Origin of the sequence: Autumnicola edwardsiae, assembly GCF_031846505.1 — a bacterium.
Classification (GTDB): Bacteria; Bacteroidota; Bacteroidia; order Flavobacteriales; family Flavobacteriaceae; genus Autumnicola; species Autumnicola edwardsiae.
The window spans coordinates 1-24,876 of sequence record NZ_JAVRHP010000038.1; the positions used below are offsets into that span (position 1 = coordinate 1).

27 protein-coding genes are annotated in these 24,876 nt (G+C 39.4%); 18 read left to right on the top strand and 9 right to left on the bottom strand.

Features of this window, described 5'->3' with window-relative positions; translation table 11 throughout:
* Positions 1-48 precede the first annotated feature (48 nt).
* Positions 49-792, bottom strand: coding sequence for a peptidylprolyl isomerase (locus RM529_RS08920; RefSeq protein WP_311484445.1), 744 nt, complete (start codon positions 790-792; stop codon positions 49-51).
* On the opposite strand from RM529_RS08920, the gene RM529_RS08925 reads away from it, so the two are divergent.
* Both RM529_RS08925 and RM529_RS08930 read left to right on the top strand, forming a co-directional pair.
* A complete protein-coding gene (locus tag RM529_RS08925) occupies positions 791-1,432 on the top strand; it encodes an NUDIX hydrolase (RefSeq protein WP_311484475.1) in 642 nt (213 codons plus the stop codon). The genes RM529_RS08920 and RM529_RS08925 overlap by 2 nt on opposite strands.
* Before the next feature lie 77 nt (positions 1,433-1,509).
* A complete protein-coding gene (locus tag RM529_RS08930; RefSeq protein ID WP_311484446.1) occupies positions 1,510-2,307 on the top strand; it encodes a lysophospholipid acyltransferase family protein in 798 nt (265 codons plus the stop codon).
* Between the two features lie 442 nt (positions 2,308-2,749).
* On the opposite strand, the gene RM529_RS08935 is transcribed toward RM529_RS08930, so the two are convergent.
* Together RM529_RS08935 and RM529_RS08940 are read right to left on the bottom strand one after the other, a co-directional pair.
* A complete protein-coding gene (locus tag RM529_RS08935) occupies positions 2,750-3,388 on the bottom strand; it encodes a DUF8845 family protein (protein WP_311484447.1) in 639 nt (212 codons plus the stop codon).
* A 7-nt stretch (positions 3,389-3,395) separates the two neighbouring features.
* The gene (locus RM529_RS08940; RefSeq protein WP_311484448.1) at positions 3,396-3,890 is read right to left on the bottom strand and encodes an RNA polymerase sigma factor; all 495 of its coding nucleotides are present in this window, start codon (positions 3,888-3,890) and stop codon (positions 3,396-3,398) included.
* A gap of 134 nt (positions 3,891-4,024) precedes the next feature.
* Here RM529_RS08940 and RM529_RS08945 point away from each other — a divergent pair, with 134 nt between their 5' ends.
* The 11 genes from RM529_RS08945 to RM529_RS08995 all read left to right on the top strand — a co-directional run bounded on the left by RM529_RS08945 (position 4,025) and on the right by RM529_RS08995 (position 13,130).
* On the top strand, positions 4,025-5,329 hold the full coding sequence (locus tag RM529_RS08945; RefSeq protein WP_311484449.1) for an NAD(P)/FAD-dependent oxidoreductase: 1,305 nt from the start codon (positions 4,025-4,027) through the stop codon (positions 5,327-5,329).
* 390 nt (positions 5,330-5,719) lie between these two features.
* Entirely contained in the window at positions 5,720-7,042 is a 1,323-nt protein-coding gene (locus RM529_RS08950; RefSeq protein WP_311484450.1) for a 2TM domain-containing protein, read from the top strand.
* Positions 7,042-7,359 carry a 2TM domain-containing protein gene (locus RM529_RS08955; protein ID WP_311484451.1) on the top strand — a complete coding sequence of 106 codons (318 nt, stop codon included), beginning with the start codon at positions 7,042-7,044 and terminating at the stop codon, positions 7,357-7,359. Before RM529_RS08950 ends, RM529_RS08955 begins: the two co-directional genes overlap by 1 nt.
* Before the next feature lie 15 nt (positions 7,360-7,374).
* Positions 7,375-8,124 carry a LytR/AlgR family response regulator transcription factor gene (locus RM529_RS08960; protein WP_311484476.1) on the top strand — a complete coding sequence of 250 codons (750 nt, stop codon included), beginning with the start codon at positions 7,375-7,377 and terminating at the stop codon, positions 8,122-8,124.
* Positions 8,125-8,402: 278 nt separating this feature from the next.
* A complete protein-coding gene (locus RM529_RS08965; RefSeq protein ID WP_311484452.1) occupies positions 8,403-9,140 on the top strand; it encodes a sulfite exporter TauE/SafE family protein in 738 nt (245 codons plus the stop codon).
* Positions 9,137-9,727 carry a molybdenum cofactor guanylyltransferase gene (mobA, locus tag RM529_RS08970; RefSeq protein WP_311484453.1) on the top strand — a complete coding sequence of 197 codons (591 nt, stop codon included), beginning with the start codon at positions 9,137-9,139 and terminating at the stop codon, positions 9,725-9,727. Before RM529_RS08965 ends, mobA begins: the two co-directional genes overlap by 4 nt.
* A complete protein-coding gene (locus RM529_RS08975; protein ID WP_311484454.1) occupies positions 9,709-9,945 on the top strand; it encodes a MoaD/ThiS family protein in 237 nt (78 codons plus the stop codon). Before mobA ends, RM529_RS08975 begins: the two co-directional genes overlap by 19 nt.
* Positions 9,942-11,042, top strand: coding sequence for a ThiF family adenylyltransferase (locus RM529_RS08980; protein ID WP_311484455.1), 1,101 nt, complete (start codon positions 9,942-9,944; stop codon positions 11,040-11,042). Before RM529_RS08975 ends, RM529_RS08980 begins: the two co-directional genes overlap by 4 nt.
* Positions 11,032-11,472 (top strand): molybdenum cofactor biosynthesis protein MoaE, encoded by a 441-nt coding sequence (locus RM529_RS08985; protein ID WP_311484456.1) that lies wholly within the window; start codon positions 11,032-11,034, stop codon positions 11,470-11,472. Before RM529_RS08980 ends, RM529_RS08985 begins: the two co-directional genes overlap by 11 nt.
* A 14-nt stretch (positions 11,473-11,486) precedes the next feature.
* Positions 11,487-12,401 (top strand): bifunctional molybdenum cofactor biosynthesis protein MoaC/MoaB, encoded by a 915-nt coding sequence (gene moaCB / locus RM529_RS08990; protein WP_311484458.1) that lies wholly within the window; start codon positions 11,487-11,489, stop codon positions 12,399-12,401.
* Between the two features lie 270 nt (positions 12,402-12,671).
* Positions 12,672-13,130, top strand: a complete 459-nt coding sequence (locus RM529_RS08995; RefSeq protein ID WP_311484459.1) for an ankyrin repeat domain-containing protein — start codon at positions 12,672-12,674, stop codon at positions 13,128-13,130.
* A 17-nt stretch (positions 13,131-13,147) separates the two neighbouring features.
* Here RM529_RS08995 and RM529_RS09000 read toward each other — a convergent pair whose 3' ends face one another.
* Together RM529_RS09000 and RM529_RS09005 are read right to left on the bottom strand one after the other, a co-directional pair.
* Positions 13,148-13,825, bottom strand: a complete 678-nt coding sequence (locus RM529_RS09000) for a M15 family metallopeptidase (RefSeq protein ID WP_311484460.1) — start codon at positions 13,823-13,825, stop codon at positions 13,148-13,150.
* Between the two features lie 48 nt (positions 13,826-13,873).
* Positions 13,874-14,959, bottom strand: coding sequence for a Gfo/Idh/MocA family protein (locus tag RM529_RS09005; RefSeq protein ID WP_311484461.1), 1,086 nt, complete (start codon positions 14,957-14,959; stop codon positions 13,874-13,876).
* Between the two features lie 138 nt (positions 14,960-15,097).
* On the opposite strand from RM529_RS09005, the gene RM529_RS09010 reads away from it, so the two are divergent.
* Together RM529_RS09010 and RM529_RS09015 are read left to right on the top strand one after the other, a co-directional pair.
* A complete protein-coding gene (locus tag RM529_RS09010; RefSeq protein WP_311484462.1) occupies positions 15,098-16,066 on the top strand; it encodes a L,D-transpeptidase in 969 nt (322 codons plus the stop codon).
* A 41-nt stretch (positions 16,067-16,107) separates the two neighbouring features.
* A complete protein-coding gene (locus tag RM529_RS09015) occupies positions 16,108-16,866 on the top strand; it encodes a hypothetical protein (RefSeq protein WP_311484463.1) in 759 nt (252 codons plus the stop codon).
* 97 nt (positions 16,867-16,963) lie between these two features.
* On the opposite strand, the gene RM529_RS09020 is transcribed toward RM529_RS09015, so the two are convergent.
* Positions 16,964-17,779 carry an HAD family hydrolase gene (locus RM529_RS09020; protein ID WP_311484464.1) on the bottom strand — a complete coding sequence of 272 codons (816 nt, stop codon included), beginning with the start codon at positions 17,777-17,779 and terminating at the stop codon, positions 16,964-16,966.
* Between the two features lie 275 nt (positions 17,780-18,054).
* On the opposite strand from RM529_RS09020, the gene RM529_RS09025 reads away from it, so the two are divergent.
* A complete protein-coding gene (locus tag RM529_RS09025) occupies positions 18,055-20,541 on the top strand; it encodes a TonB-dependent siderophore receptor (RefSeq protein WP_311484465.1) in 2,487 nt (828 codons plus the stop codon).
* Positions 20,542-20,671: 130 nt separating this feature from the next.
* A complete protein-coding gene (locus RM529_RS09030) occupies positions 20,672-21,787 on the top strand; it encodes a PepSY-associated TM helix domain-containing protein (RefSeq protein WP_311484466.1) in 1,116 nt (371 codons plus the stop codon).
* 122 nt (positions 21,788-21,909) lie between these two features.
* On the opposite strand, the gene RM529_RS09035 is transcribed toward RM529_RS09030, so the two are convergent.
* The gene (locus tag RM529_RS09035) at positions 21,910-22,266 is read right to left on the bottom strand and encodes a phage holin family protein (protein WP_311484467.1); all 357 of its coding nucleotides are present in this window, start codon (positions 22,264-22,266) and stop codon (positions 21,910-21,912) included.
* 51 nt (positions 22,267-22,317) lie between these two features.
* On the bottom strand, positions 22,318-22,947 hold the full coding sequence (locus RM529_RS09040) for a SanA/YdcF family protein (RefSeq protein ID WP_311484468.1): 630 nt from the start codon (positions 22,945-22,947) through the stop codon (positions 22,318-22,320).
* Between the two features lie 134 nt (positions 22,948-23,081).
* Between RM529_RS09040 and RM529_RS09045 the strand changes: the two genes are divergently transcribed.
* Positions 23,082-23,714, top strand: coding sequence for an NAD(P)H-dependent oxidoreductase (locus tag RM529_RS09045; RefSeq protein ID WP_311484469.1), 633 nt, complete (start codon positions 23,082-23,084; stop codon positions 23,712-23,714).
* On the opposite strand, the gene ribB is transcribed toward RM529_RS09045, so the two are convergent.
* Positions 23,711-24,856, bottom strand: coding sequence for a 3,4-dihydroxy-2-butanone-4-phosphate synthase (gene ribB, locus RM529_RS09050; RefSeq protein ID WP_311484470.1), 1,146 nt, complete (start codon positions 24,854-24,856; stop codon positions 23,711-23,713). The genes RM529_RS09045 and ribB overlap by 4 nt on opposite strands.
* Between the last annotated feature and the right edge of the window lie 20 nt (positions 24,857-24,876).

Sequence of the window (24,876 nt, forward strand, 5' to 3'; positions counted from 1 at the left end):
TTAAAGGGAGCTGCAACTAGCCCGGATAAAAAGTAGGTTAAGAAAATATCACTCTATAATCTCCACATCAATTTGCACATTGTCTATTGGCCATTCAGACTGGCCGGTTTCTACCTGTGCAATTTTTTCCGCCACATCCATTCCGCTGGTAACCCTTCCAAACACAGTGTGATCGTTATTCAGGTGGGGTGATCCTCCCTTATCTACTACAATAAAAAATTCAAAAGGAGAAGAAGCTTTACTAACATTCTGTTCGCTGTATTTGGCTGCAGAAAAAGCACCGTACGCATGCTTGTGACCCGCCTCAAATTCACTGGGGATTAAATAATTCCCTACATCCTGCCTCATTTCATAAGTAGCTTCATTATCAGAATTTCCTCCCTGGATTACAAAACCCGGGGCAACCCGGTGAAAATAGGTATTGTCAAAATAGCCATTTTTAACCAGCATTATAAAATTTGCCCGGTGCAAAGCAGTGTCCCGAAATAACGTCACCTCGATATCACCAAAGCTGGTAATGATCCTTACCCGGTTTTCGGGATTTTCCTTACCATATTGCGTTAAAAACGGGATAAGTTCTTCCTGCGGAATAGGATAAGCTTCTCCCAGAACGGTTTGTTGTTCCTCCTCTTCTTCAGCATAATTTTCAGCAGTTTCTATTGCTGCGCTGTCGTTTTCCTTCATTTTATCGGCTACATTTTCAGCAGCATTTTTCTGAGAAGAATTCTTATCTTCACAACTTGCGCAAAGCAGCGTTAGAAAAATGGCAATTATCGAAAGGCTATATCTCATGGACTTTAAAATCTTTAAAACTAAGATATCAAAATTAAAAAAAATCGAATTACCGGGAGAGGCTGCTCACCATAAATTAGCCCCTCTTATGAGAATCGAGGAATTGGCCAATGTTGATATTGAAAATCAAAAACCCAATGAAGCCGGGGTCCTGGCGCTTTTTTATCCCGATGCAAATTCGGCTACTAAACTGGTACTAATTCTACGGAAGACCTACAGGGGCGTACATTCCAACCAGATAGGATTCCCCGGCGGGAGGGTGGAAAAGAAGGATAAAGATCTTTCTGAAACAGCACTTCGGGAAACAGAAGAAGAAGTTGGGGTTCCAATGACAGCAGTAACCGTTATTAAAAAACTTACGAAGCTTTATATTCCCCCCAGTAATTTCTGGGTGCATCCTTATGTTGGGATAATGGACACCACGCCAATTCTGGTTGCTCAGGAAACTGAAGTGGAAGATATTATCGAGGTAGACCTGGAGCATTTTATGGATGATAACAATATGGTAAAACAGGTGTTGAGTACATCTTATGCAGAAAATATTGAAGTTCCTGCCTTCAAGCTCAACAAGCATATTGTTTGGGGTGCCACAGGGATGATGCTTAGTGAATTAAAGGAAATGCTGGTAAAGGTGCTGTAAGAAACTTATTATTATATTTGCCTCCGTCTAAAATGATGTTTCTTTATAAAACGAGTTAAAATTTGTAGTTTCAAATAATGAACCTTTTTAAAAAAAATCCGTTTGGACATATTTTATTCTTTAAGAAGTGTCTTATTCGCATTTTTGGAGTACTTACTCATAGAAGATACCGCGGTTTTAACGAACTTAAAATGGAAGGGTCTGAAATTATTAAGAATCTCCCCGAAACAAATGTTCTTTTTGTATCCAACCACCAGACTTATTTTGCAGATGTAGTGGCCATGTTCCATGTTTTTAATGCCAGCTTGAGCGGCAGAGTAGATTCTATCAAAAACGTTGGCTACATCTGGGAACCAAAACTCAACATTTATTATGTGGCCGCAAAAGAGACTATGCAGGCGGGATTGCTTACCCGAATAATGGCCTATGCCGGTGCAATAACTGTGGAAAGAACCTGGCGGGAAAAAGGAAAGGAAATTCAGCGGAATGTAAATCCGCAGGATTCTGAAAATATTGCAGAGGCTTTAAACGATGGCTGGGTAATCACTTTTCCGCAAGGCACAACAAAACCTTTTAAGCCAATTAGAAAAGGAACGGCCCATATTATTAAAAATTATAAACCGATTGTTATTCCTATTGTAATTGATGGTTTTCGGAGATCTTTTGATAAAAAGGGGCTGCGCATCAAAAAACGCGGAATCCTGCAGTCATTTCAGATAAAAGAACCTTTGGAGATAGATTACGATAACGAATCTATAGAGGAAATTGTCGAAAAACTGGAATATGCAATAGAGCAGCACGCTTCCTTTTCAAAAGTGATCCCTACAGAAGCCATAAAAACTATGGAAGAGCTTAACAAGAAACGGGAGTACTGAAAATTATTTTAAATTTTAGATTCTGTATTTCTGAAGGTCGAAAATTGGCATTTTTGAGGTTGACTTTTAGAGGAAAGAGAAGAGAGGAAAGATTTTCCTAACCTCACAATTCACCAGAATACAAAGACAACCCACAAAACAAGTTCAAGAGAGATACCTATTGATTGTTTCCAAGAAGATAACTTTTTCCCTCCTTAACTCTTTCCCTTTTTAACTTTTTTAAACTCCAAACTCCAAACTCTTTAATGAAGGTCAAAAACTGGCATTTTTGATCTGTGTTATAAATTTACCAACAAACTTTAAAAATAGGTTCTCAAGTTTCTCCCGCAGAATACGCAGATTTGCGCAGAAGGTACAACGAAGATGCAGCTATTAAAGCAGGCCCTAAACTCCAAACCCCGAAACTCCAAACCCCGAACTCCAAACCCCGAACTCCAAACCCCTACACATTCAAATTCTTAAGCTCCTTATAATTCCGGTTTAATCTTTTTAATAGAATTCCGTAGAGCAACCTGTAGAAAAGCCAGATAACGCCAAGTAAAAGAAATAAAGCAATACTTACTATCGCAATAAACTTAATCCAGTCCACAGTATCAAAAACATATTTCGTACTATCGGCAACATCATTATCAAGTATGTGAAAGTGAAGTAAAATATATACCGAAACCATGGAAATTATGGCTATGGAAATTAATACGTAAGCAATATAGAATTTTACTGTTTTTCTTGTTTTTAGAATATTGCGCATTAGTTTTGAAGCACTATCTGTAGACGAGATCTTTTTGTAATTTTTATAAAACCGGTAAATAAAGTACAAGGTAATAGGATAGCTAATTACTTCTGCAAAAATCATAAATTCTTTAAGGTGCAGCGTTTCCATTTGCTGCCAGTATTCCTTATCGGCCAGGGCAATGCTTAACAGCGTACCCAGAAGGAACTCGATAATACTGATGATAAATATCCATTTAACAATAGAAGAAGACTTCTTCCAAATCATTTTATAAATATCATCATAGGAAAGGTGCGGAAGGTTTTCTTCCTGCTTTTTCCAGTTTTTCTTTAATAAATCCAATCCATCCATCAACTTTCTAAGGATTTAATATTGTTCTCAACTTTGTTTTCACCCTATTCATTTTCACTCTTGCATTTACTTCAGATATCCCAAGGGTTTCAGATATCTCACGGTAATTTTTGTCTTCCAGGTATAAAAAAACCAGGGCTTTTTCAATATCATTTAATTCTTTAATGGCGTCATACATCAACTTAATCTGCTGCTCTGCTTCATCATCATACTCTTCCGCTTTAATTTTGAAATGGACAGTGTCGTAGTCCTGAGTCTGAATTCCGCGCTTTTTCTTACGATAAAGTGTAATTGCAGTATTTAGGGCGACCCTGTACATCCAGGTACTAAACTTGGCATCTCCACGAAATTTTGGATAAGCTTTCCAAAGCTGAATCGTAATTTCCTGAAATAAATCGTTGTGAGAAGCCTGGTCGTTTGTGTAAATGCGACATATTTTGTGCGCAATATTCTGGTGTTTTTCCAGGTTGGTAACAAACTGATGTTCTAGGTCCTTGTCCACATTACTTGGTTAGCTGTTATATGTAGCTTGAAGAAGTACAATGTTACAAAAAACTATAAATTATAGTTAATGCGCAGGGAATTTTTCTTCCAGAGCAGGATAAGCCTTAAATTAGGATTTAAACGTTTTGATATATGAATATTCCCCATAGCGATTTGCCCCGGGTAGTAATAATTGGAGGAGGCTTTGCCGGGATGGCACTTGCAAGAAAACTGCTTAAGGAAGATTTCCAGCTGGTTTTGCTGGACAGGCATAATTACCACACTTTTCAGCCTTTATTGTACCAGGTATCCACAGCCAGTTTGGAGCCCGATTCTATTGCCTATCCTTTAAGGAAAATAACACGGGATAGTAAAAAATGCTTTTTCAGGCTTACCGAAGTCTCTTCAATTACTGCGGAAGAAAACCTGATCCATACCAATATTGGCGATATTTCTTACGATTACCTGGTTATTGCTACAGGTTCAAAAACCAATTTCTTCGGAAATGAAAGTATAGAAAAGAACGGAATGTGGATGAAAACCGTTCCGCAGGCGCTAAACATAAGAAGTTTAATTCTGGAAAACCTGGAACAGGCCGTAATTACCGATGATGCTGAAAAAAGGAAAGCACTCCTTAATTTTGTGATTGTAGGCGCAGGCCCAACAGGCGTGGAACTTAGCGGCGCCATTGCCGAACTTAGGAATAATGTTGTGCCAAACGATTATCCCGATATTGATCCAAACGAAATGAATATTCACCTTCTGGAAGGATTGCCACGGGTTTTGCCACCTATGAGCGAGGAATCTTCTAAAAAAGCACATCGCTTTTTAGAAGAACTGGGCGTCCATATCCATTTAAATACCATGGTGGAAAACTACGATGGGGAACTGGTGAAAACCAATACCGACCTGGCTTTAAAAACAGAAACGTTTATCTGGTCCGCGGGGGTTACAGGCGCTCCTGTTAAGGGATTAAATGCTTCGGCTATGGTGGAAAAAGCAAACCGGTACGAGGTAAATACGTTTAACCAGGTGAACGGCTATGAAAATATTTTTGCCATTGGCGATATTGCGCTAATGCAAAGTGAGGAATATCCAAAGGGGCATCCTATGGTGGCCCAGCCGGCAATTCAGCAGGGGAAGCATCTGGCCAAAAATCTGAAAAGGCTGGTTAAGAGCGAAAAACTGGAGCCCTTTGATTATTATGATAAAGGCACCATGGCTACGGTAGGGAGAAACCGCGCCGTGGTAGACATGGGAAAATTAAAATTTGGAGGTTTCTTTGCCTGGTTTGTATGGATGTTTGTGCATTTGTGGTTCCTTATTGGCTTCAGGAACAGGTTGGTAACTTTCTTTAACTGGATTTATAATTACATAAACTTCGACAAAGCCGCAAGGTTAATTATTCGTCCTTTTAAAGCCAATAAACAGATTATGGAAGTGGATGATGATGTTTAATTTCATACTTCCCAATTTTTCTTCGGAATAAATTATGCTTGTGGAGAAGAATATTGGGCCACCAAAAAAGTATAGGGTCGAAAATTGCCATTTTCGACCCTTAGTATTTGAAGACATTACCTTTGGTTTTTTCTGAAGGTGAGGATGCTACATTTCTATCTAAATTTCTAATTTTCTCCTGAACTGTATTCTCTTCACTTATTTTTCTTCAGTTTTCATCTTAATTTTCTCTACTTTGGTTGTTTAGCCGCCATAATTTCTTCAGAAAAGCTGAAATTTTCTGATTGTCTGTTCGATTTACGATTCAGCATCAAAAATTAACAGTTCAGTGAATACATTTTCTGGAATAACAGGATTTAGTAGATATTCGCTTTAAATTAAAAAGCTGGGATGAAAATTATCTTCAAAATATTCAGAATTTCTTTTATAATTTCCGTCGTGGTCCTTCTACTGGATTCTATTTTTTATGGTAGTATAGAAAAACTGCTTCACTTGGAAGTATGGGGAATGTATTTCTTCTATTCGTTTGTCCTGACAGCCATTAATGGACTTTATTTTAAATTTTTCAATAGAAAAATCGGCTGGGAAAACGCAGGTCTGAAAAGGGCAGTTTTCGCCTCGGCAGGTTCTATTGCGCTCACCCTTCTTGGCTATTTTTTTTGTCGGCTGGTAGATAAAACACTCTTTGGAAACACCACAGTAAGTGAATTTCTGGAAAATGAAAGCTTACGGTATTATTTTGCTCCTTTATTATTTACGATTATCATTTCCCTTGCCTTTCATTTGTTCTATTTTTATAAGGCACTTCAGGAGCGAAAAGTAACCGAACAGAAGATTATTGCCGGAACCGCTTCAGCAAAATTCGAAAGTTTAAAAAATCAGATAGATCCGCATTTTCTTTTTAACAGCTTAAATGTTCTGACTTCCCTTATTGATGAAAACCCAGAGCAGGCGCAAAAGTTTACTACTTCGCTTTCTAAGATTTACAGATATGTCCTTGAGCAAAAAGATAAGGAACTGGTAAGCCTGGAAGAAGAACTTGCTTTTGCGGTAACTTATATGAAGTTGTTGACGATGCGTTTTGAAAATAGCATTTTTTATGAAGTGCCGGAAAACCTTTCTACACCAGAGGCTAAGGTTGTGCCGCTATCTCTTCAGTTATTGCTGGAAAACACCATAAAGCACAACGTGGTAAGCGAGGCGAAACCGTTGCGGATCAAAATTTATGAAGCAGATGGATATTTAGTGATAGAAAATAATTTTCAGAAGAAAGAAGTACTGCATCAGCGAAAAGGGGTGGGGCTTCAGAATATTGTAGATCGCTACGGAATTGTAACCAGGAGAAAAGTATTTATAGAAAAAAACCAGGAAATTTTTAGGGTAAAATTACCGGTACTAACCAAACAAATAGCAATTATGGAAACACAGGATTTTAGAGAAGAAAAAGCTTATTTTAAGGCGAAAGAGCGTGTAAAGGAAATGAAGGAATTTTACGGGAACCTCATTTCTTATTGTGTGGTAATTCCGTTTCTCGTTTTTATTAATTATTATACATTCTGGGGTTTTCAGTGGTTCTGGTTTCCTTTATTTGGATGGGGTATTGGGCTAACAATCCATGGTTTCTCTGTATTTGGCTATGGCTCTGCCTGGGAAGAACGTAAAATTCAGGAGATCATGGAGAAGGAACAGCAACAACAAAAATCATGGAAGTAATGAAAAATCAAGATAAAAAGGAGAACCTGGGCTACTGGTCTGCAAAAAAGAAAGTGAAAGAGATCAAAGGTTTTTATGTACACCTGCTTGTTTATCTCTTTATAAACATAGCAATTATTGCCGTTGCTGCTTATCAGGATGGCGATTGGCACACCTTAAATAACATCTGGACATATTCTACAGCCTTTTTCTGGGGAATTGGATTATTTGCTCACTGGCTTTCTGTCTTTGGTCCCAATAAACTTTTTGGTAGGGATTGGGAAGAGCGCAAAGTCAAGGAACTGATGGAAAAAGATAAAAAAAGAAATTGGGAGTAATATTTACTGAAGATGATACAGGCATTAATTATTGAAGACGAAAAACCTTCTGCCCGGCGGTTACAGCGTATGCTGGAGAAACAGAAGGTAAATGTAATTGCCACGTTGCATGCTGTTGAAGAGGCTACGGAGTGGTTCCTGCAAAATGAACATCCTGATATTATTTTTCTGGATATCCAGTTAAGTGATGGCCTGTCTTTTGAAATTTTTGAAAATGTTGAAATTAGAAGTGCTATCATTTTTACTACCGCTTATGATGAATATGCGCTGAAAGCTTTTAAATTAAATAGCGTCGATTATCTGCTGAAGCCCATAGACGATGAGGAACTCGCAGCCGCGTTGCAAAAGTTTTACAACAATAGCGCTGCTTTTAAGGGCGGACTGAGCATGCAAAACCTACAGTCTATTTTTAATCTACCAACGTCAGAATATCGTAAGCGTTTCACCGTACAGATAGGCCAGCATATTAAGTTGATTAATGTGGAGGAAATTAGTTGTTTTTGTTCTGAAAACAAATCAACTTATATCCATACGTTGGACAAACGACATTATCCCCTCGAGATCTCCCTGGAAAAACTGGAAAACGAACTGAATCCCGAGAACTTTTTCAGGATCAACAGGCAAAGTATTGTAAACATTTCAGCAATTGAGGATATTATCGCCTACTCAAATTCCCGGCTCCGCCTTAGTCTGAAATCCTATAATGATTTTCCGCTAATCGTGAGCAGGGAAAAAGTAAAGGACTTTAAGCAGTGGCTTTCCTGAAAGTTTCTTCCGGTAATTCGCTTTTGTAATGTATTGAGAGTTGAAAAGTAGTTATGTCACAAATTGATAAACGGGATGAGATCGGTACGGATAATTTCTTATCTTGATGGAGCTTTAATAATACACCATAAATGGGAAGTTTTTACAATAAAGAAAATAAAGAGATTATCGGGCTTAGCCTGGTAATTTTTCTTTTTACTCTAATTATTTTAAAATTTATATTTTAGAGCCCTCGATCGGCTAGACTTGGACGGGACAAAAACTTAATTTTTTTATTAATGCCAATAGACGTGCTTTTTTATTTGCTCCTACTACTTCCGGTGGCAGCTTTTTTCTATGCTTCTGTAGGCCATGGAGGAGCCAGCAGTTATTTGATGATATTGGCACTGGCCGGTTTTGCACCAGAGGAGATCAGGCCCACGGCGCTTTTAATGAATATCATTATTTCATTTATAGCTTTTTTAAACCATAGACAAACCTGCGAATTTCCACAAAAGTTATTCCTGCAGCTGGTGATATTCTCAATGCCGGCGGCTTTTGTTGGGGGAATGATTGTGGTAGACACGGCGCTTTATATGAAAATTTTGGGTGTACTCCTGCTATTTCCAATCTTTCGGTTTCTTGGTGTTTTTCCTGAAAGTAAATCCCGTACTGTAGCCAATAACCTTTGGCTGCCGCCTGTTATGGGGATTCTAATCGGTTTCTTTTCCGGGCTAATTGGTATTGGCGGTGGTATTATTCTTTCACCATTGGTACTCATGTTAGGTTGGACAAACATCAGGCAAACAGCTGCTTTAAGCGCGTTATTCATTTTTGTAAATTCTGTGGCGGGATATATTGGAACCCTCGGCTTTAGTTTTTCTTTCGATAAATCGCTGTGGATATTTATACCGCCTACGGTGGTGGCAGGAATGTTGGGTAGTTATTACGGTTCCCGTCGCTTTAACGTGAAAATAGTGAAAAACCTGCTGACATTTGTTTTGGCAGGAGCAGCAGTCAAGCTTATGTTGTCTTGAACCCGGAACTGAAAATAGAAGCTTTTGTCCTTGCCGGTGGAAAAAGCAGCCGTATGGGCCGGGACAAGGGATTAATGCTTCTGGACGGTAAACCCATGGTGTCTTATATCCTGAAAACTTTAAAGGAAGTAGGACTACCGGTCAAAATAATAGCAAACAACTCCGGCTATGAGCGGTTTGGGGTTCCGGTATTTTCTGATGTGGTAAAGGAAAAAGGTCCTATGGGCGGGTTGTTTTCAGCATTTAAAAATACCACAGCAGATGTTGTTTTCCTGGTAAGTTGCGACATGCCTTTACTCTCGGAAGAAGAGATAAAAAACCTTACTGCGGAAGCGGCTATGGAAAAAATTGTGGCACCATTGGTAGGGCAAAGAATAAATCCTTTATTTGCCCTTTACCCTGTAAAATTGCAGAATCAAATTAAAGATTCCATTGCTGCTGAAGATTTTAAAATGACAGATTTTATTTTAAAAAACAAGCACACTTTAGTATATTTCAGTTTTAGTACAACGGCTGAAAATTTCCAGAATATCAACACGCAGCAAGAACTTAGAGAAGTAGAGAAAAGATGGAACAACTCAATATAAAAGCCTTTGGGATGCTTGTAGAGAAGCTTCCGGCATCAGAATTTCAATTCGCTTATTACCAGAACACAAGAGAGCTTCTTCACGCTTTAAAAAGAGAATATCCTCAACTGGAATCTCAAAATTTTTCTTTGGCTATAAATCAGCAACTTGTTCAGGAAAACACCGCATTAAACGGAAATGAGGAAATAGCTTTGTTACCACCATTTTCAGGAGGATGAGCAGGTTCGACAGGCAAATAATATTACCGGAATTTGGAAATGAAGGTCAAAAAAAATTGTCCGCTGCTAAAGTACTTGTGGTCGGCGCAGGTGGTCTTGGCTGTCCTGTTTTATTACACCTTGCGGCGGCCGGTGTGGGAACGATAGGGATTGCAGATGGAGACAACATTAGTGAGTCGAATCTTAACCGGCAGACCCTTTATGGACAAAATGATATTAATAAGCCCAAAGCTCAAACGGCCGCTGAGGTTTTGCAACAAAAATATCCTGATATACTTTTTAAAGTCATTCCGCAATTTCTTACTCCCCAAAATGCCCTGGAGGTAATCTTTTTTTACGATTTGGTCCTGGACGGGACTGATAACTTCGGAACGCGGTATATGATAAATGATGCCTGTGTATTATTAAAGAAGCCTTTAATTATGGGCGCCATTTACGAGTATGAAGGACAAATGGCGGTTTTTAACTACGGAGAGGATCCTATAAATTACCGGGATATATATCCAAATCCTCCATCATCAAATGAGATTCCTAACTGCAGTGAAACAGGAGTTCTTGGAGTCCTTCCCGCATTAATAGGAACATTACAGGCAACAGAGGCTATTAAATTACTATCTGGAGTAGGGACGGTACTAACAAAGAAGCTGCTGTTTTACAATCTCAGGACCACCTCTTTTTTTGAAGTTAAGGCTGAAGCAAATCCTGAAGCCCGGAAAAAAATCCCTGCTAATAAAGAAGCTTTTAAAGCTGCCAGCTACGAAATAAGCTGTGGTGTAGCCGAAAGTATCAGCTGGGAAAAGGCTTTAGACTGGACGCGGAATATGAATAATTCAGCATTAATAGATATTCGTGAACTTCACGAAAAACCTGAAATGAGCAATTCAGAAATAGAAAGGATTCCAATGTCTGTTCTGGCAAAGGATCAATCAAAAGTAGCAGCTTTTGAAAATGTTCTGTTGTTCTGTAAGTCAGGATCCCGGAGCAGGAAAATGGCCCAGGATCTTAAAAACCAATTTCCGGGTAAAAAGATTTTTTCCGTAGAAGGAGGTATATTACACCCTTCTTCACCTTTAAAAACAGAGAACAATGGCACGTAAACCTAAAAATATATTCGTACAGGGGGCAATTTCCAGTGAGAAAATAGCGACTTCTATTCAGCATCACAGTGAAAAAACCAGTATTGGCGGACATTCAATTTTCCTGGGACAGGTTAGAGCAGACCAGATAGACGGCAGCACGGTAAAGGCAATAGAATATACCTGTTACGAAGAAATGGCGCTGCAAAAAGCTTTTGAAATAAGGGAAGATATTTTTCAGAAGTACGATCTTACCTGTATGCATATTTACCATAGCCTGGGAGAAGTGAAAACCGGGGAGATCTGCCTTTTTGTTTTTACCTCTTCCAAACACCGCCGGCCCGCAATGGATGCGTGTGATGAGTTGGTAGAGCGCATAAAAAAGGAACTTCCGGTATGGGGAAAGGAGATCCTGGAGAGCAGTAAAGAATCCTGGAAAGTAAACCGATAGAAGCAACAAAGGCGATGGTAAACATTACGCATAAAACAAATACACTTAGAAAAGCTATAGCGCAGGCGGTTGTACGGGTAAGTAGTCCCGAAACAATAGAGGCCATAGAACAGAAAAAAGTTCCGAAAGGGGATGTTTTTGAAATGGCAAAAACCGCCGGACTCTTTGCCGCGAAGCGTACCAGCGATATGATTCCAGATTGCCATCCGCTGCCCATTGAGTACACAGGAATAACTTACGAAATTGAAGATCTTACTGTAAGAATTAAGGTGGAAATTCACACTATTTATAAAACGGGAGTAGAGGTAGAGGCAATGCACGCCGCTTCTGTTGTTGCAATTACAATGTACGATATGCTAAAACCCATAGACAAAGGTATTAGTATTGAAAATATTAAGCTTCTGGAAAAGACGGGCGGTAAGACAGATTACAGAAAAGTAGTTGAAGAAAATGAAATTTCTGCTGCTGTTATTGTTTGTTCAGATTCCATTTCTGCCGGGCAAAAAGAAGACCGTGCAGGAAAGGCAATTATCGATAAACTGAAAACCTATCAGGTTGCAATTGAAGATTATCTCATTATTCCTGATGAGAAGGATGAAATTCAGAAACTGGTAAAGAAAAAATGCAAAGAAAAGGTAAGCCTGATTATTCTTACCGGGGGTACAGGCTTATCACCGCGTGATGTCACTCCCGAAGCTGTTCAACCTCTGTTGGAACGGCCGGTGCCTGGAATTGAAGAGGCTATTAGAGCTTACGGCCAAAACCGCACTCCTTATTCTATGCTTTCCCGTTCTGTTTCAGGGCTAATCGGAAATACGCTCGTTCTCGCTCTGCCAGGTTCTACAAAAGGAGCTGAAGAGTCTATGGATGCCGTTTTTCCTGCCATTATGCATATTTTCAAGGTAATTGCAGCTTTTAAGCACGATTAGTTCCGTGGTTTTTGATTGGAAACCAGTATCTATAGTTCATCCCTATGAAATTTATTAGTTTGATAACTTCATCTTATGTAAAGATTGAATAAGAATATTGTTTAGAAGCTGTTTTCTTCATACAACCCGGTAATTTAGTGTTAGATCAAAAATTTTATTACGAATAAAGGAGAGGCGGCCAAAATGCCAATTTTCGTCCTGTTGTTTGCTGAATGACACAAGACCGATATTTCCAATTTTTGAAGGCGCTCCTGACTAACCAATTTTTATATGAATTTTTATGACAATATCCGTTCAGGAAACAAAGAAGAAGTAAGAAAGATGGTTTCTGAAGATAAGGATTTGCTGGAACAAAAAGACCAGAAAGGCTTCTCACCGCTTGTTTTGGCCAGTTACAACGGGCAGTATGAGATTACAGAACTTCTTCTAGAGTCTGGAGCAGATGTAAATGCTCTGGATGCTGCAGGAAATACAGCACTTATGGGCGTTTGTTTTAAAGGGCACACCAAAATTGCCAATCTGCTCATCCAAAGAGGTGCAGATGTTAGTATTCAAAATGCAAATGGAGCTACTGCTTTAATTTTTGCAGCCACTTTTGGACAGGAGGAAATGGCAGAGTTGCTTCTGAAAAATGGCGCAGATAAATCACTTAAAGACAGCCAGGGAAAAACGGCGTACAACCATGCTAAAATGCAGAACCTATCTTCTTTAGCCGAAAAGCTGGAGTAATTTTACACAAGCTAGTTTCATTCAACAGGAAAGTCAAAATAGGTATTTGGAAAGGTTTCATTCCTCAAGGTGTAGTGCCACCATTCTTCAGGATATGGTCTAAAGCCGTTTTTCATCATCACGCGCTTTAGTAATTCTCGATTTTCCTTTTGTTCTTCAGAAATTTCTTCGGAATTATGACTGGAAATACTTCCGAAGAAATCATAAGGGCTTCCCATATCCAGTTCTTCACCCGTTTTTGCATTAATAATGGTGAGATCGACCGTGCTGCCCCGGGAATGTCCGGATTTGGAAGCAATGTACCCCAAACTAAATAGATTTCCCTTATCAATATCCGGATAAAAATTTGATTTATTGAGCGTGTCGGTTTCCTTTTTTGCCCATTCCACAAATTGATTTACTGCAGATTGGGGACGATAAGCATCAAAGACTTTTAGTCCATATCCCTCATTCTCAAGTTCCTCCTGAACCTTTGCCAATGCTTTTGCCGCAGGTCTTGATAAAATCGCGACCGACTCGTAATAGGAGTCTACAGGCCTTCCGGTAAAATTGTTAGCACCACAATACCTTATTTCCAGAGCTATATTGGGAATAACTTTATGTACATAAACGAAATCTTCAGGCAGCTTGTTTTCCTGTACGAAGGTAAGATTAACAGCAATTAGCAGGTATAAAGCAAGATAAAAGTTCTTCATATACCTTCACTCATTCAGTAGTTAATCATAATTTTAAGCAAGATCCTGTTATCTCAAGCTTAACCTTTCACCGTTTTTGGAAGCAGATTCAAAGATTTTTTCTACAATTATAATATCTTTTAACCCTTCTTCTCCAGGTACCATCACAGGTTTGTCATTTATAATAGCCAGGGCATCATCATCCATTTGAACCGCCTGTTGATTTTTGCCGAAAGGTTCTAAAACTGTACCATCGCTGGCTTTACCTTTTACGCCAGAGTAGGATTGGAACGGTTTAAGATGATAACCTCCTTTATTACAATTAACATCCAGAATATTCATACTTTCTCCAAAACTTGTACGGCACTCAGCCGTCGCTCCATTGGGAAACTCCAGGTCGAAAATTGTCGTTTCATCTACTTCGTCAAACATTTGCGGCCTGTCGGTAGTATGCCTTGCACTAACAGAAATTGGTTCCATTCCTGTAGCATATCTTGCGCCGTTTAAGGAATATACTCCCATATCGTACATGGCGCCGCCGCCCATTTCTTTATCCAGTTTCCAGGGGGTTATATTATTGCTGTTATAACCTGCCTCGGCTTTAAGATCCTGAATTTCACCATAAGGCTTTGTTTTTGCCCATTTCATAAGTGTTTGGGTATTTGCCTCATGCTGCATTCTATATCCAATAGAAAGTTTTACATTATTCTTATTACAGGCATCAATGATTTGCCGGCATTCTTCTGCGGTTGTTGCCATTGGTTTTTCGCACCAAACATGTTTTCCTGCATTGGCCGCTTTTATCGCGTATTCTGCATGCATAGAGTTCGGGAGGACAATGTAAATAACATCAATATCATCATTCTCTGCGATGCTCTCCATGTTGTCGTAATTGTAAACATTAGCATCTTTTATTCCATACTTTTTTTGCCACTGCGGAATTTTATCAGGGCTTCCGGTTACTATTCCCCTAAGCTCACAATAATCTGTTTCCTGGAGTGCCGGTGCTAATAGATCTGTACTGTAATATCCTAATCCTATCAGTGACACTCCGAGTTTTTTGGCGGGTTTAGCCGAAAAAAGATATGGAAAAGGTAAAGTAGATGCTGCCAGGAATAATCCTGATTTTTTGATAAAGTCGCGACGGTTATTCATGAGCTTTTAGTTTTATCGCATTAAGTTAAAAAATTTTCATCAGTTCTTACAGATTTAACTTATTCTTGGCAGTTGCTGAAGCTTCCCAACGGTAATTTAGCATAGTTATTGAACCACAAGGTTATAAACGCTTTCATTTTGAGAAACACTACAATTATTAAATTTTCGACTTCAATCCGCTTAGCTGTAGTGATGAGTCTGCTGCTCATATCCTGTTCTGAAGAAGTTTCGGAAAAAAAAGATCTCACTCCGCAAAAATCTTCAGTAGATACCATTCAGGAAAGTAGGGAAATAGAAGAAGAGGTGGCAGAGGTAAAGCGGCTTCAGATTAATTACAGCATCGATTCTTTGTTGACCCGGGAGGCATTGGATAGCTTTTCTTCCAGGTATAATGAAAGTCAGAGAAAAGTTGTCTACGCTTTAAACAGGATTGAAGAATATCGCGTACAGCCAAAAATTCCAATTGTGATTCCCGATACTATTTCTGAAGATTTAAATCCCTACAGCCCTTTTCCGCAGCAACTGGAAATTCTGGATTCCATTCCAAAAGCGGTGCTTATCGCGCAAAGAATTCAGGGTTTTGCACTTTACGAGTCTGGTAAGCTTGTGAAATGGGGCCCGGTGAGTTCAGGGAAACAAGCCACGCCTACTCCAAATGGTTTGCACTACGGAAATTATAAAGCCAGTCGTAAAGTTAGTACGGTAAATGAGGATTGGATCCTGCCTTATTATTTCAATTTTATGAATTTTGAAGGTGTTGGCGTTCACCAGTATAATTTGCCGGGTTTTCCTGCCAGCCACGCCTGTGTAAGGCTTTATATGGACGATGCGAAGTTTATTTATGATTGGGCAAAAATGTGGAAACTTAAAGGCGATACCATTGTGCGCAACGGAACACCTTTTATGGTATTTGGAGAGTATGATTTTGAAGCTTCTGTGCCATGGCTGAATTTGTCCCGAGACATGGAGGCAAACGATCTTAATGAAGAAGAACTGCAAATACTGAAAAATTATGTGACCAGGTACATGGCAGATCCACGTAATTTTGAACAGGAGGAGATAGAGAAGGAAGCGAATTTGCTTGCTGAAAATACGGTAGAGCAATAAATTTTCTATCTTAGAGAAGAACGAAAATTTTAAATCGAATTATGAGAATTACAGTTTTACGCTCCTTTTTTCTGCTGTTTATTTTTGCTTTTACAGGCTTATATGCTCAGGAAACCGCAATTATGGTAAGAGCTAAAGCAAAAGATGCCAAATTTATTGGAAGCTCTGTTGGTGGAGCAAAAATCTACATAAAAAATGCTGAAACCGGCGAAATTCTTGCCGAAGGTCTTACCAAAGGCAGTACGGGAAACACCGAGAAGATAATGAACCGTCCACGGGAACGTAACGAGAATTTAGCTAAAGAAAGTACAGCTGGTTTTTTGGCAAATATCGATATAAAGGAACCGGTTTTTGTAACAGTAGAAGCACATGCGCCTATTAATAAAAAGCAGGCAACAGTTATTTCCAGTACGCAGCTGTGGTTAATTCCGGGTAAGGACATAACCGGCGACGGAGTTGTACTGGAGGTTCCCGGCTTTGTGGTGGATATCCTTTCTCCGCAAACGCACGAAAGAATTCCCCAAACTAAAGAGGTCGAAATAATGGCAAATATTATCCTTATGTGCGGATGCCCCGTGACTGAAGGGGGTATTTGGGACGCAAATCAATATGAAGTGAAAGCCTTGATAAGCAGTGAAAATAAGCAGGTAAACGAGGTGGAAATGAAGGTAGGGGAAAAGCCAAGTACCTTTTCTGCAAAAACAAACCTGGATGCAGGTCTTTACGAAATCACCGTTTACGCATTTGATCCTGCAGCCGGAAATACCGGCGTAGATAAAACTAACTTTATTATCAATTAGACCGGGAGCGCCTTTTTACCATGTTTTCCAGCAAGAATATATTAGCGGCGTTCAAATTGCAGCGCAGTACTGCACTAGATACCGATAATTGCCATTTTTAGGAGTCTGCTTTAACTTCATCTTCTTTGAGCAGTCCCAACTCTTCAATAGTTTTTAGCACTCCGTTTTCATTATTATCAAAGCCGGTAATAAATTTGCTGGCGCTAATTATTTCGGGATGGGCATTTTTCATAGCATAGCTGTAGCGGGCATTTTGCATCATTTCCAGGTCGTTAAGGTAATCTCCAAAAACAAGCGTTTCTTCAGGAGAAATATTAAGTTCTTCCTGAACGCCTTTAATAGCATTTCCCTTATTAGCCGTGGCAGAGGTAATGTCCAGGAATATCCTTGCTGCAATAGCAACTTTATAATTGTCCTGAAACTTTTTATAATGCGGAAAAGTATGCTCTTCAACTCCTTTGTAGTCGCAAACCGTGACCTTTAGAATAGTATCTTCTACTTCGTCCAAGTTTTCTACGTACTTTAAACGCTTATAATATTGCTGAATTTCTCGAATGAATTCTTCATCATCACATTCTACATAAGCTGAAGTTTTTCCGCATAGAACAAGTTGAGCTCCTTCAATTTCACGCCCGATACTGATAAATTCTTTAGCGGCATCACGATCAAGCGGATTCACATAGATTTCTTTGCCATTGCGGACAACATGGGTACCATTTTCAGCAAAAAATAACATCCTGTCTTTTATCCTTTCAAATTTTGATTCCAGGTTGTAAAACTGCCGTCCACTGGCTACAGAAAAAATAATTCCTTTTTCTGTAAGTGCTTCTTCCATTTTCCAAAAATCAGGATGCAGCTCATGCTTGTCATTAAGCAAGGTTCCATCCATATCTGTCACGATCAGTTTTATCATAATTAAATTTTGAAACGCAAATATACTTTTTTGATGTGCTGTGGAGGTTAATTTCTAATCAAATTTCTGATTTGCGTTATAGTTATCTGTAATACCCCGTTGGTTACAGCAATGGTGAACTTACTGATTTTCCGAAGTATCCATAAAGGCTGAGCAATTTTATTTATAATAATTATAAATAAGCTTTTATTTCTGAAATACGATCTTTACATTTGCCTTTCTATTTAAAATAAGTCTAAATAAAATTAATACTACTACAGTTTAACACTACTACAATGAGTCAAAAAAATTTTCTGTTGAGTATTTTCCTCGTGTTGTCCCAGTTTAGCTTTGGGCAATCCAGCGGGAATATACAGGGAAACATCATAAATAACAGCGGCAATCCCATTTCAGATGCCAACATAGACATTGAAGGTACCAGCTTTGGAACCGAATCTAATCGTAACGGGGAGTTTATACTCAGCAATGTGCCCGCGGGCAATTATACTATAAAAATTTCTTACGTAGGTTATCAAACCAGAGAACTGGCAGTCTCGGTCCAGGCAAATCAAACAACCACAGTGCAAAGTATAGTTCTTAACGGAAAAGAAGAGCAGTTGGGCGAAGTTGTACTTAGGGCAAATGGGAATGTAAATGAATTTACCCGCACAAAAAGTGATTTTGTGGCAAAACTTCCGCTTAAAGACATCGAAAATCCGCAGGTGTATAATACTATTACTGCAGAGCTTATGGAGGAGCAGGTGGTTACCAGTTTTGACGATGCGATTAAAAACGCTCCCGGAATCTCCAAATTGTGGGAATCTACCGGAAGGGGAAGTGACGGTGCCGGCTACTTTTCCATAAGAGGTTTCCCGGTGCAGCCGACGCTGGTAAACGGACTTCCCGGTGTTACCAATGGAAGCCCCGATCCTGCAAATATAGAAAGTATAGAGGTAGTAAAAGGCCCTTCGGGAACATTGTACGGCAGCAGCCTTATTTCTTATGGCGGGCTTATAAATATTGTAACAAAAAAACCTTACAGCTATTTTGGCGGCAATATTTCCTACACTATGGGCAGCTTTGGTTTAAATCGTGTAACCGCAGATGTTAATACTCCGCTGGACGAAACCGGGGATGTTGCCTTACGGATAAACACTGCGTACCATACGCAAAATAGTTTTCAGGACGCGGGATTTCAGAAATCATTTTTCGTTGCACCTTCGCTGAGTTATAAAGTAAACGACAGGCTTTCGTTCCTTATTAACACAGAGTTTTATAACAGCGAGAGTACCAATCCCACAATGCTGTTTTTAGACCGTGGTGCGCCCCTTAGCGTGACAAATATGGATGAATTAGGCTACAATCCCGAACGCTCTTACACGAGCAACGATCTTACCCTGGAAAACCCAAATTTCAGCCTGCAGGGGCAAATGAACTATAAACTCTCCGATTCCTGGACTTCCCAGACCGTTGTTTCCAGGAGTTCGGCAAAAGCATTGGGCCACTATTCTTATTTGTACGAGACCACCCGGTTTGAGCAGGGACTGGATGAGGTACCGGGCGAAGTGACCAATCTTAATGAAGGAGTTGTTTTTACACGATACATTAATGACCAAAATTCGACCACACTTACTACAGATATCCAGCAGAATTTTATTGGTGATTTTAAAATTGGAGATTTTAGAAACCGAATGGTAGTGGGATTAGATTATTTTAACCGAAAAGTGATCGACAACGGTTCTGGTTATGTGGCAAATGGAAAGGTTTACGTGGGGGAAGCCAGCCTTCAGAATGTAAATGAAAGTGTTTTTGAAATCTATGATCCTGAAGCTTATATCACAGATAATGACAGCGGAATACTTTCTGCAGCAGCAACAAACAACCTTTTGGCCGGTTTAAACAGGAACAGTAATACCACTAAGGAAAATATTTACAGTGCTTATATTTCTGATGTTTTCAATTTTACACCCCAGCTTTCGGCTATGGCTAGTTTAAGGATTGACCAGTTTGAAAATGAGAACAACAGCCAGACAGCGCTTTCTCCCAAATTCGGAGTAGTATATCAGCCGGTGCTGGACAGGGTATCGATATTTGCCAATTATATGGATGGCTTTAGTAACCTGGCGCCACAGGAGGTAGTAGACAGGGCCAGCGGCCAGAGCAGGACGGTTATTTTTGATCCTGAAAAAGCCAAACAATTTGAGGTTGGAACCAAGCTAAATTTTTTAAACAACAGGGTTGCGGCAACGTTTAGTTATTACGATATAGAAGTTTCAAATATTGTAGCCATTTCTGCTGAAAATCCCTTTTCGACAGATTTGCAGGGCGGCGAACGCTACAGCCGCGGATTTGAAGCCAGTGTAACCGCTGCTCCTTTTGATGGTTTAAATCTTATTGCGGGTTACAGTTATAACAACAGTGAGATTATAGAATCTACCGCAAGTGACGATTTCCTCGGAAGAAGGCCCGAATCTGCAGGGCCTGAGAATCTGGCTAATTTCTGGGCGAGCTATAGGTTTCAGCAGGGAGACCTTGATGGTTTTGGATTTGGTTTTGGAGGGAATTACGCCAGTGAAAATATGATTTTTAATAGGAGCCTTGCCGGGGTTTTTACGCTTCCTTCCTACACGGTCTTTAACGCTTCTTTATTCTATAGCGTAGAAAAATTTGCCATCAACCTGAAGCTGAATAATCTTACAGATGAAGAGTATTATAATGGGTGGTCCACTATAAATCCGCAAACACCGCGAAATTTTGCGGCAAGCCTTACCTACAAATTTTAGTTGAGTTAGTTAGTTGTTAGTAAAACCGCCCGGAGGAATTCGGACGGTTTTTGTATGTAGTTTTAATGTAGCACAATTAGTTGAAACTATTTCTAAAGTTTACTTTTGGCCGGAATTAAGAGTTACAAAAATGCCGAAGCGGAAAAAACAAAATACCTTCAAAAAATGGATCGGAAAACTGCATTTGTGGTTAGGGCTTGCTTCGGGTATTGTTGTTTTTATTGTGGCTATTACCGGCTGTATCTATGTTTTTCATGATGAAATCAAAGATATTACCCAGCCCTGGAGAAAAGTAGCTATTCAGGATCAGGAATTCGTGGCACCGTCTCTACTTCAGGAAAAAGTTGAAGCACGCTATCCAAATGCAGCTCCGGGAATGGTGGTTTATCAGGGAAAGGAAAGGCCTGCGTTTGTGTATAACTTTATGGAGAATGCAGGATATAATATATATTTCAATCCATATTCCGCAGAATTTCTCCATAGCCAGAAAATTGAAGATGAATTTTTCAGCATTATAGAAAACCTGCATATGTACCTTCTTCTACCCGAAAAGATTGGTAGACAGGTGGTAGGAATCTCCACTATTATTTTTATTGTGATGCTTATTAGCGGAATTATTCTCTGGTGGCCGAAGAGAAGGAAAAATCTGAAAAACGGGCTAAAGATCAGATTTAACGCCAAATGGCGGCGTGTAAATTATGACTGGCACAATATTACGGGAATTTATATTTCTCTGCTTGCGCTGGTAATTGCCATTACGGGCCTTAGTTTTTCTTATGAATGGATGCATGAAAGTCTCTATGTAATTGGCAATTTGGGAAAGGAATATTCTGAAGAAACTGCCCCGCCAATTATTGAAGCTGAATCTCCCAATTCCGGAATCCCGGCAATAGATATGGCCATGAAGCAGACTTTTGCGCTGCTTCCCGATGCCGGGATGCATTTTGTATGGGAACAGGATGCAAATTCTCCAATTATCACCGGGTCTTACCCCGAAACTTTAGATTTTGATCACCAATCCAACTTCTATTTTCATCCGGAAACAGGGAAATTACTGGAAAAGCACTTGTACAGCAATAAAAGCACCGGTTTAAAGCTTCAGGAAATGAATTACGGACTTCATACCGGGCAATACTTTGGCATTACAGGCAAGATAATCGCCTTTTTTGGGAGCTTATTTGTTGCCGGCCTTCCGGTTAGTGGTTTTATAATCTGGTGGGGGAGGAGAAACAAGAAAAAAAGGTGATTTTTCAGAATTTTAACCACAATTATTGCTGCTCAAGACGAACTGTGAGTACGGTTAAAGCATATAAAAAAGAGAAGGTCGAAAATTACCAATTTTCGACCTTCTCTTTTTGTAATCACAACTTAAAATAAAATAGCGTCTACAATTCCGCCAACTATAGCCAGGATGATTGCAAGCCAAAGGGAGGGCAGAAAACCTACAGTAGTAAAATCTTTGCTTACACGGTCTGCTATTTCAATAATTATAGCGTTTACTATTATCCTTATTATAAAACCTAGTCCAAGAAAGTAGAAAAGCCCCAGGGTGGCGATATTTAGTACTGCCGTAAGCAACCAGCTGAGCAAGAAGCTTAGTACACCAATAATAAGAGCAACGATTAAAGCAGATTTAAAACCTTTTAGCTCAACTTTAGACATCATTTTCGCAGCCAGCAAAAGGATGCCGGCATCTATCACAATATGCAGTAACCATTGTATCATGTTTTCTTTTTTAGATGATTATCTCTTAAAGATAGGAAATTTGAGAACTATTTAAAAGCTTTGTTTTAAAGTAGCGGGTTTTCCATCTGTAAGCACTTCCCACAGCGCTTTAAAATTTGCCAGTTTTTCGCGTCTCATTAACCTTGTGGAGGTTTCGTAAGAACGTGCGTTTGCCGCAAAACCTTTATAGTCCAGTCCCAGATTTTTCGCAATAAATATTGTCCTGGGGAGGTGGAATTTTTGCGTAACCACAATGGCATTTCTAATATTAAAAATTTTGTTTGCCCTGTACATGCTGTCGTAAGTATCAAAGCCTGCATGATCCTGTAAAATCAGATTTTCAGGAATGCCGTGGCTAAGCAGGTAATTTTTCATTGCATTTACCTCGTCATAATCATCGGTTTTATGATCTCCGGAAACCAAAAATTGTTCTACTTTGTTCTTTTGAAAAAGTTCTATGGCGGTTATCATCCTGTCTTCTAGTATAGGAGAAAGTTTCCCGCTGGAATGAACACTGGCGCCTAAAACGATTACTGTTGTGGCAGGAGGAACTTTTCCTACATCACTATAGATATTTTCTGCCGTATTTTGTTTTAGAAAGGATTCAAGACCCAGAACTATTAAACTGGCAAGAACAACAAGAATTACCAGCGTGAGAATGGATTTTTTTATCAGCCTCATTTGCCCATGAAAAATTAAAAACTCATTCGAATATAGTTAATAAAATTTGATGTATAGGTTTAATTTATTCTTATTGTAGGCGATTCCTGCATACATTCCTTAAATTTGCAGCCTGTTACAAAAACCTCATGATCATGGGAAATATTAGAGCACTGGAGTGGCGTTATGCTACTAAAAAGTTTGATTCTGAAAAGATTCTACCTTCAGAAAAAATTGAGATCCTGAAGAAAGCCTTCAATCTTACGGCTACCTCTTATGGATTGCAGCCAATAAAGATGGTAGTGGTAGAAAACAAAAAAATTCAGGAGAAACTGAAGGGGTTTAGTATGAATCAGCAGCAAATAAGTACGGCTTCCCACATTTTGATAATTTGTATAGAGAAAGAAGTAGGGCCCGGTTTTATTGAGAATTATTTTAAAAGGGTAAAAAGCATCAGGAAAACACCTGATGAGGTATTGACTCCTTTTAAGGAGTTTCTAGTGAACGATTTTAGTTCTAAACCTTATAACGAGATCGCCCTGTGGTCAGTAAACCAGGCTTATCTTGCTTTAGGTACTTTGCTTACCGTTTGCGCAACTGAAGAAATTGATGCCTGCCCCATGGAAGGTTTTGAGCCCGGGAAATATGACGAATATCTTAAACTGGAAGAACACAACTTAAAATCTGTACTGGTGCTTCCTGTAGGCTACCGTGCGAAAGATGATCAATTCTCCAGTTTTAAAAAAGTAAGACGGCCATTGGAAGATGTTATTATCGATATTGATTAATAGCTCACGTAATCTGTAATTTCCAGACCGTAGCCAATCATTCCCACCCGCTTTTTCTGTTGGGAATTGGAAAGCAATTTTATTTTGTGAATTTCCAAATCGTGTAGGATCTGGGCTCCAATCCCAAAGTCTTTATTATCCATATTTACAGGCGGAGCTTTTAACTGCCCCTTCTTCTGGATATCTTTTAATTCCCCCAGCCTGTTTAGCAGGTTTAGGGATTGATTTACCGGATTAATAAAAATTATTGCGCCCCGTCCTTCTTCATTAATAACGCGAAACATCGTGTCCAGTTTTTTATCGGCATCATTGGTTAAAGTTCCCAGGATGTCATTGTTGACCAGCGTAGAATTCATACGCACCAGAATTTCTTCACTGGCGCTCCAGGAACCTTTGGTAAGGGCAATATGTACTTGGTTATTAGTAGTTTGCTTGTACGCTCTTAATCTAAAACTTCCAAACCGGGTTTCCACATCAAAGTCTTCTTTCTTCTCAATAAGCGAATCGTGTTGCATCCTGTAAGCAACGAGATCTTCTATAGAAACTATTTTAAGATCGAACTTACGTGCAACTTCTAAGAGCTGGGGGAGACGGGCCATTGTTCCGTCTTCATTCATTATCTCTACAATCACCCCGGCAGGTGCATATCCCGCTAACCGGGCAAAATCTATCGCAGCTTCTGTATGCCCTGTTCTTCTTAAAACGCCTCCTTCTTTCGCTTTAAGCGGAAAGACATGTCCCGGGCGGCTCAAATCATATGATTTTGTATCAGGATCTATTAAAGATTGTATTGTCTTAGCCCTGTCTAACGCCGATATTCCTGTAGTGACTCCTTTTCCCTTAAGGTCTACTGAAATGGTGAAGGCTGTTTCCATAGGATCTGTATTGGTGCCAACCATCATTTCCAGTCGCAACTCTTTGCACCTGCGTTCGGTAATTGGAGCACAAATTAATCCTCTGCCGTGTGTGGCCATAAAGTTGATCATTTCTGGCGTTACTTTTTCTGCCGCGGCTACAAAATCTCCTTCATTTTCCCTGTCGATATCGTCTACTACTATAATTACTTTCCCGGCACGGATATCTTCAATAGCATCTTTAATGTGATCTAACTTAATTTTTGAATTTGCTTCAGTTTCTGGCATTGCAATAATTTTATCGGCTT

Excerpts from the sequence above, each read along its gene's own strand:
- RM529_RS08995 (WP_311484459.1), top strand. The coding sequence starts at position 12,672 with ATGAATTTTTATGACAATATCCGTTCAGGAAACAAAGAAGAAGTAAGA.
- RM529_RS08950 (WP_311484450.1), top strand. The coding sequence starts at position 5,720 with ATGAAAATTATCTTCAAAATATTCAGAATTTCTTTTATAATTTCCGTC.
- ribB (WP_311484470.1), bottom strand. The coding sequence starts at position 24,856 with ATGCCAGAAACTGAAGCAAATTCAAAAATTAAGTTAGATCACATTAAA.
- RM529_RS08965 (WP_311484452.1), top strand. The coding sequence starts at position 8,403 with ATGCCAATAGACGTGCTTTTTTATTTGCTCCTACTACTTCCGGTGGCA.
- RM529_RS08920 (WP_311484445.1), bottom strand. The coding sequence starts at position 792 with ATGAGATATAGCCTTTCGATAATTGCCATTTTTCTAACGCTGCTTTGC.
- RM529_RS08980 (WP_311484455.1), top strand. The coding sequence starts at position 9,942 with ATGAGCAGGTTCGACAGGCAAATAATATTACCGGAATTTGGAAATGAA.
- RM529_RS08925 (WP_311484475.1), top strand. The coding sequence starts at position 791 with ATGGACTTTAAAATCTTTAAAACTAAGATATCAAAATTAAAAAAAATC.
- RM529_RS08975 (WP_311484454.1), top strand. The coding sequence starts at position 9,709 with ATGGAACAACTCAATATAAAAGCCTTTGGGATGCTTGTAGAGAAGCTT.
- RM529_RS09025 (WP_311484465.1), top strand. The coding sequence starts at position 18,055 with ATGAGTCAAAAAAATTTTCTGTTGAGTATTTTCCTCGTGTTGTCCCAG.
- RM529_RS08945 (WP_311484449.1), top strand. The coding sequence starts at position 4,025 with ATGAATATTCCCCATAGCGATTTGCCCCGGGTAGTAATAATTGGAGGA.
- RM529_RS09030 (WP_311484466.1), top strand. The coding sequence starts at position 20,672 with ATGCCGAAGCGGAAAAAACAAAATACCTTCAAAAAATGGATCGGAAAA.
- RM529_RS09035 (WP_311484467.1), bottom strand. The coding sequence starts at position 22,266 with ATGATACAATGGTTACTGCATATTGTGATAGATGCCGGCATCCTTTTG.
- RM529_RS09015 (WP_311484463.1), top strand. The coding sequence starts at position 16,108 with ATGAGAATTACAGTTTTACGCTCCTTTTTTCTGCTGTTTATTTTTGCT.
- RM529_RS09040 (WP_311484468.1), bottom strand. The coding sequence starts at position 22,947 with ATGAGGCTGATAAAAAAATCCATTCTCACGCTGGTAATTCTTGTTGTT.
- RM529_RS09020 (WP_311484464.1), bottom strand. The coding sequence starts at position 17,779 with ATGATAAAACTGATCGTGACAGATATGGATGGAACCTTGCTTAATGAC.
- RM529_RS09000 (WP_311484460.1), bottom strand. The coding sequence starts at position 13,825 with ATGAAGAACTTTTATCTTGCTTTATACCTGCTAATTGCTGTTAATCTT.
- moaCB (WP_311484458.1), top strand. The coding sequence starts at position 11,487 with ATGGTAAACATTACGCATAAAACAAATACACTTAGAAAAGCTATAGCG.
- RM529_RS09045 (WP_311484469.1), top strand. The coding sequence starts at position 23,082 with ATGGGAAATATTAGAGCACTGGAGTGGCGTTATGCTACTAAAAAGTTT.
- RM529_RS08935 (WP_311484447.1), bottom strand. The coding sequence starts at position 3,388 with ATGGATGGATTGGATTTATTAAAGAAAAACTGGAAAAAGCAGGAAGAA.
- RM529_RS09005 (WP_311484461.1), bottom strand. The coding sequence starts at position 14,959 with ATGAATAACCGTCGCGACTTTATCAAAAAATCAGGATTATTCCTGGCA.
- RM529_RS08985 (WP_311484456.1), top strand. The coding sequence starts at position 11,032 with ATGGCACGTAAACCTAAAAATATATTCGTACAGGGGGCAATTTCCAGT.
- RM529_RS08955 (WP_311484451.1), top strand. The coding sequence starts at position 7,042 with ATGAAAAATCAAGATAAAAAGGAGAACCTGGGCTACTGGTCTGCAAAA.
- RM529_RS08930 (WP_311484446.1), top strand. The coding sequence starts at position 1,510 with ATGAACCTTTTTAAAAAAAATCCGTTTGGACATATTTTATTCTTTAAG.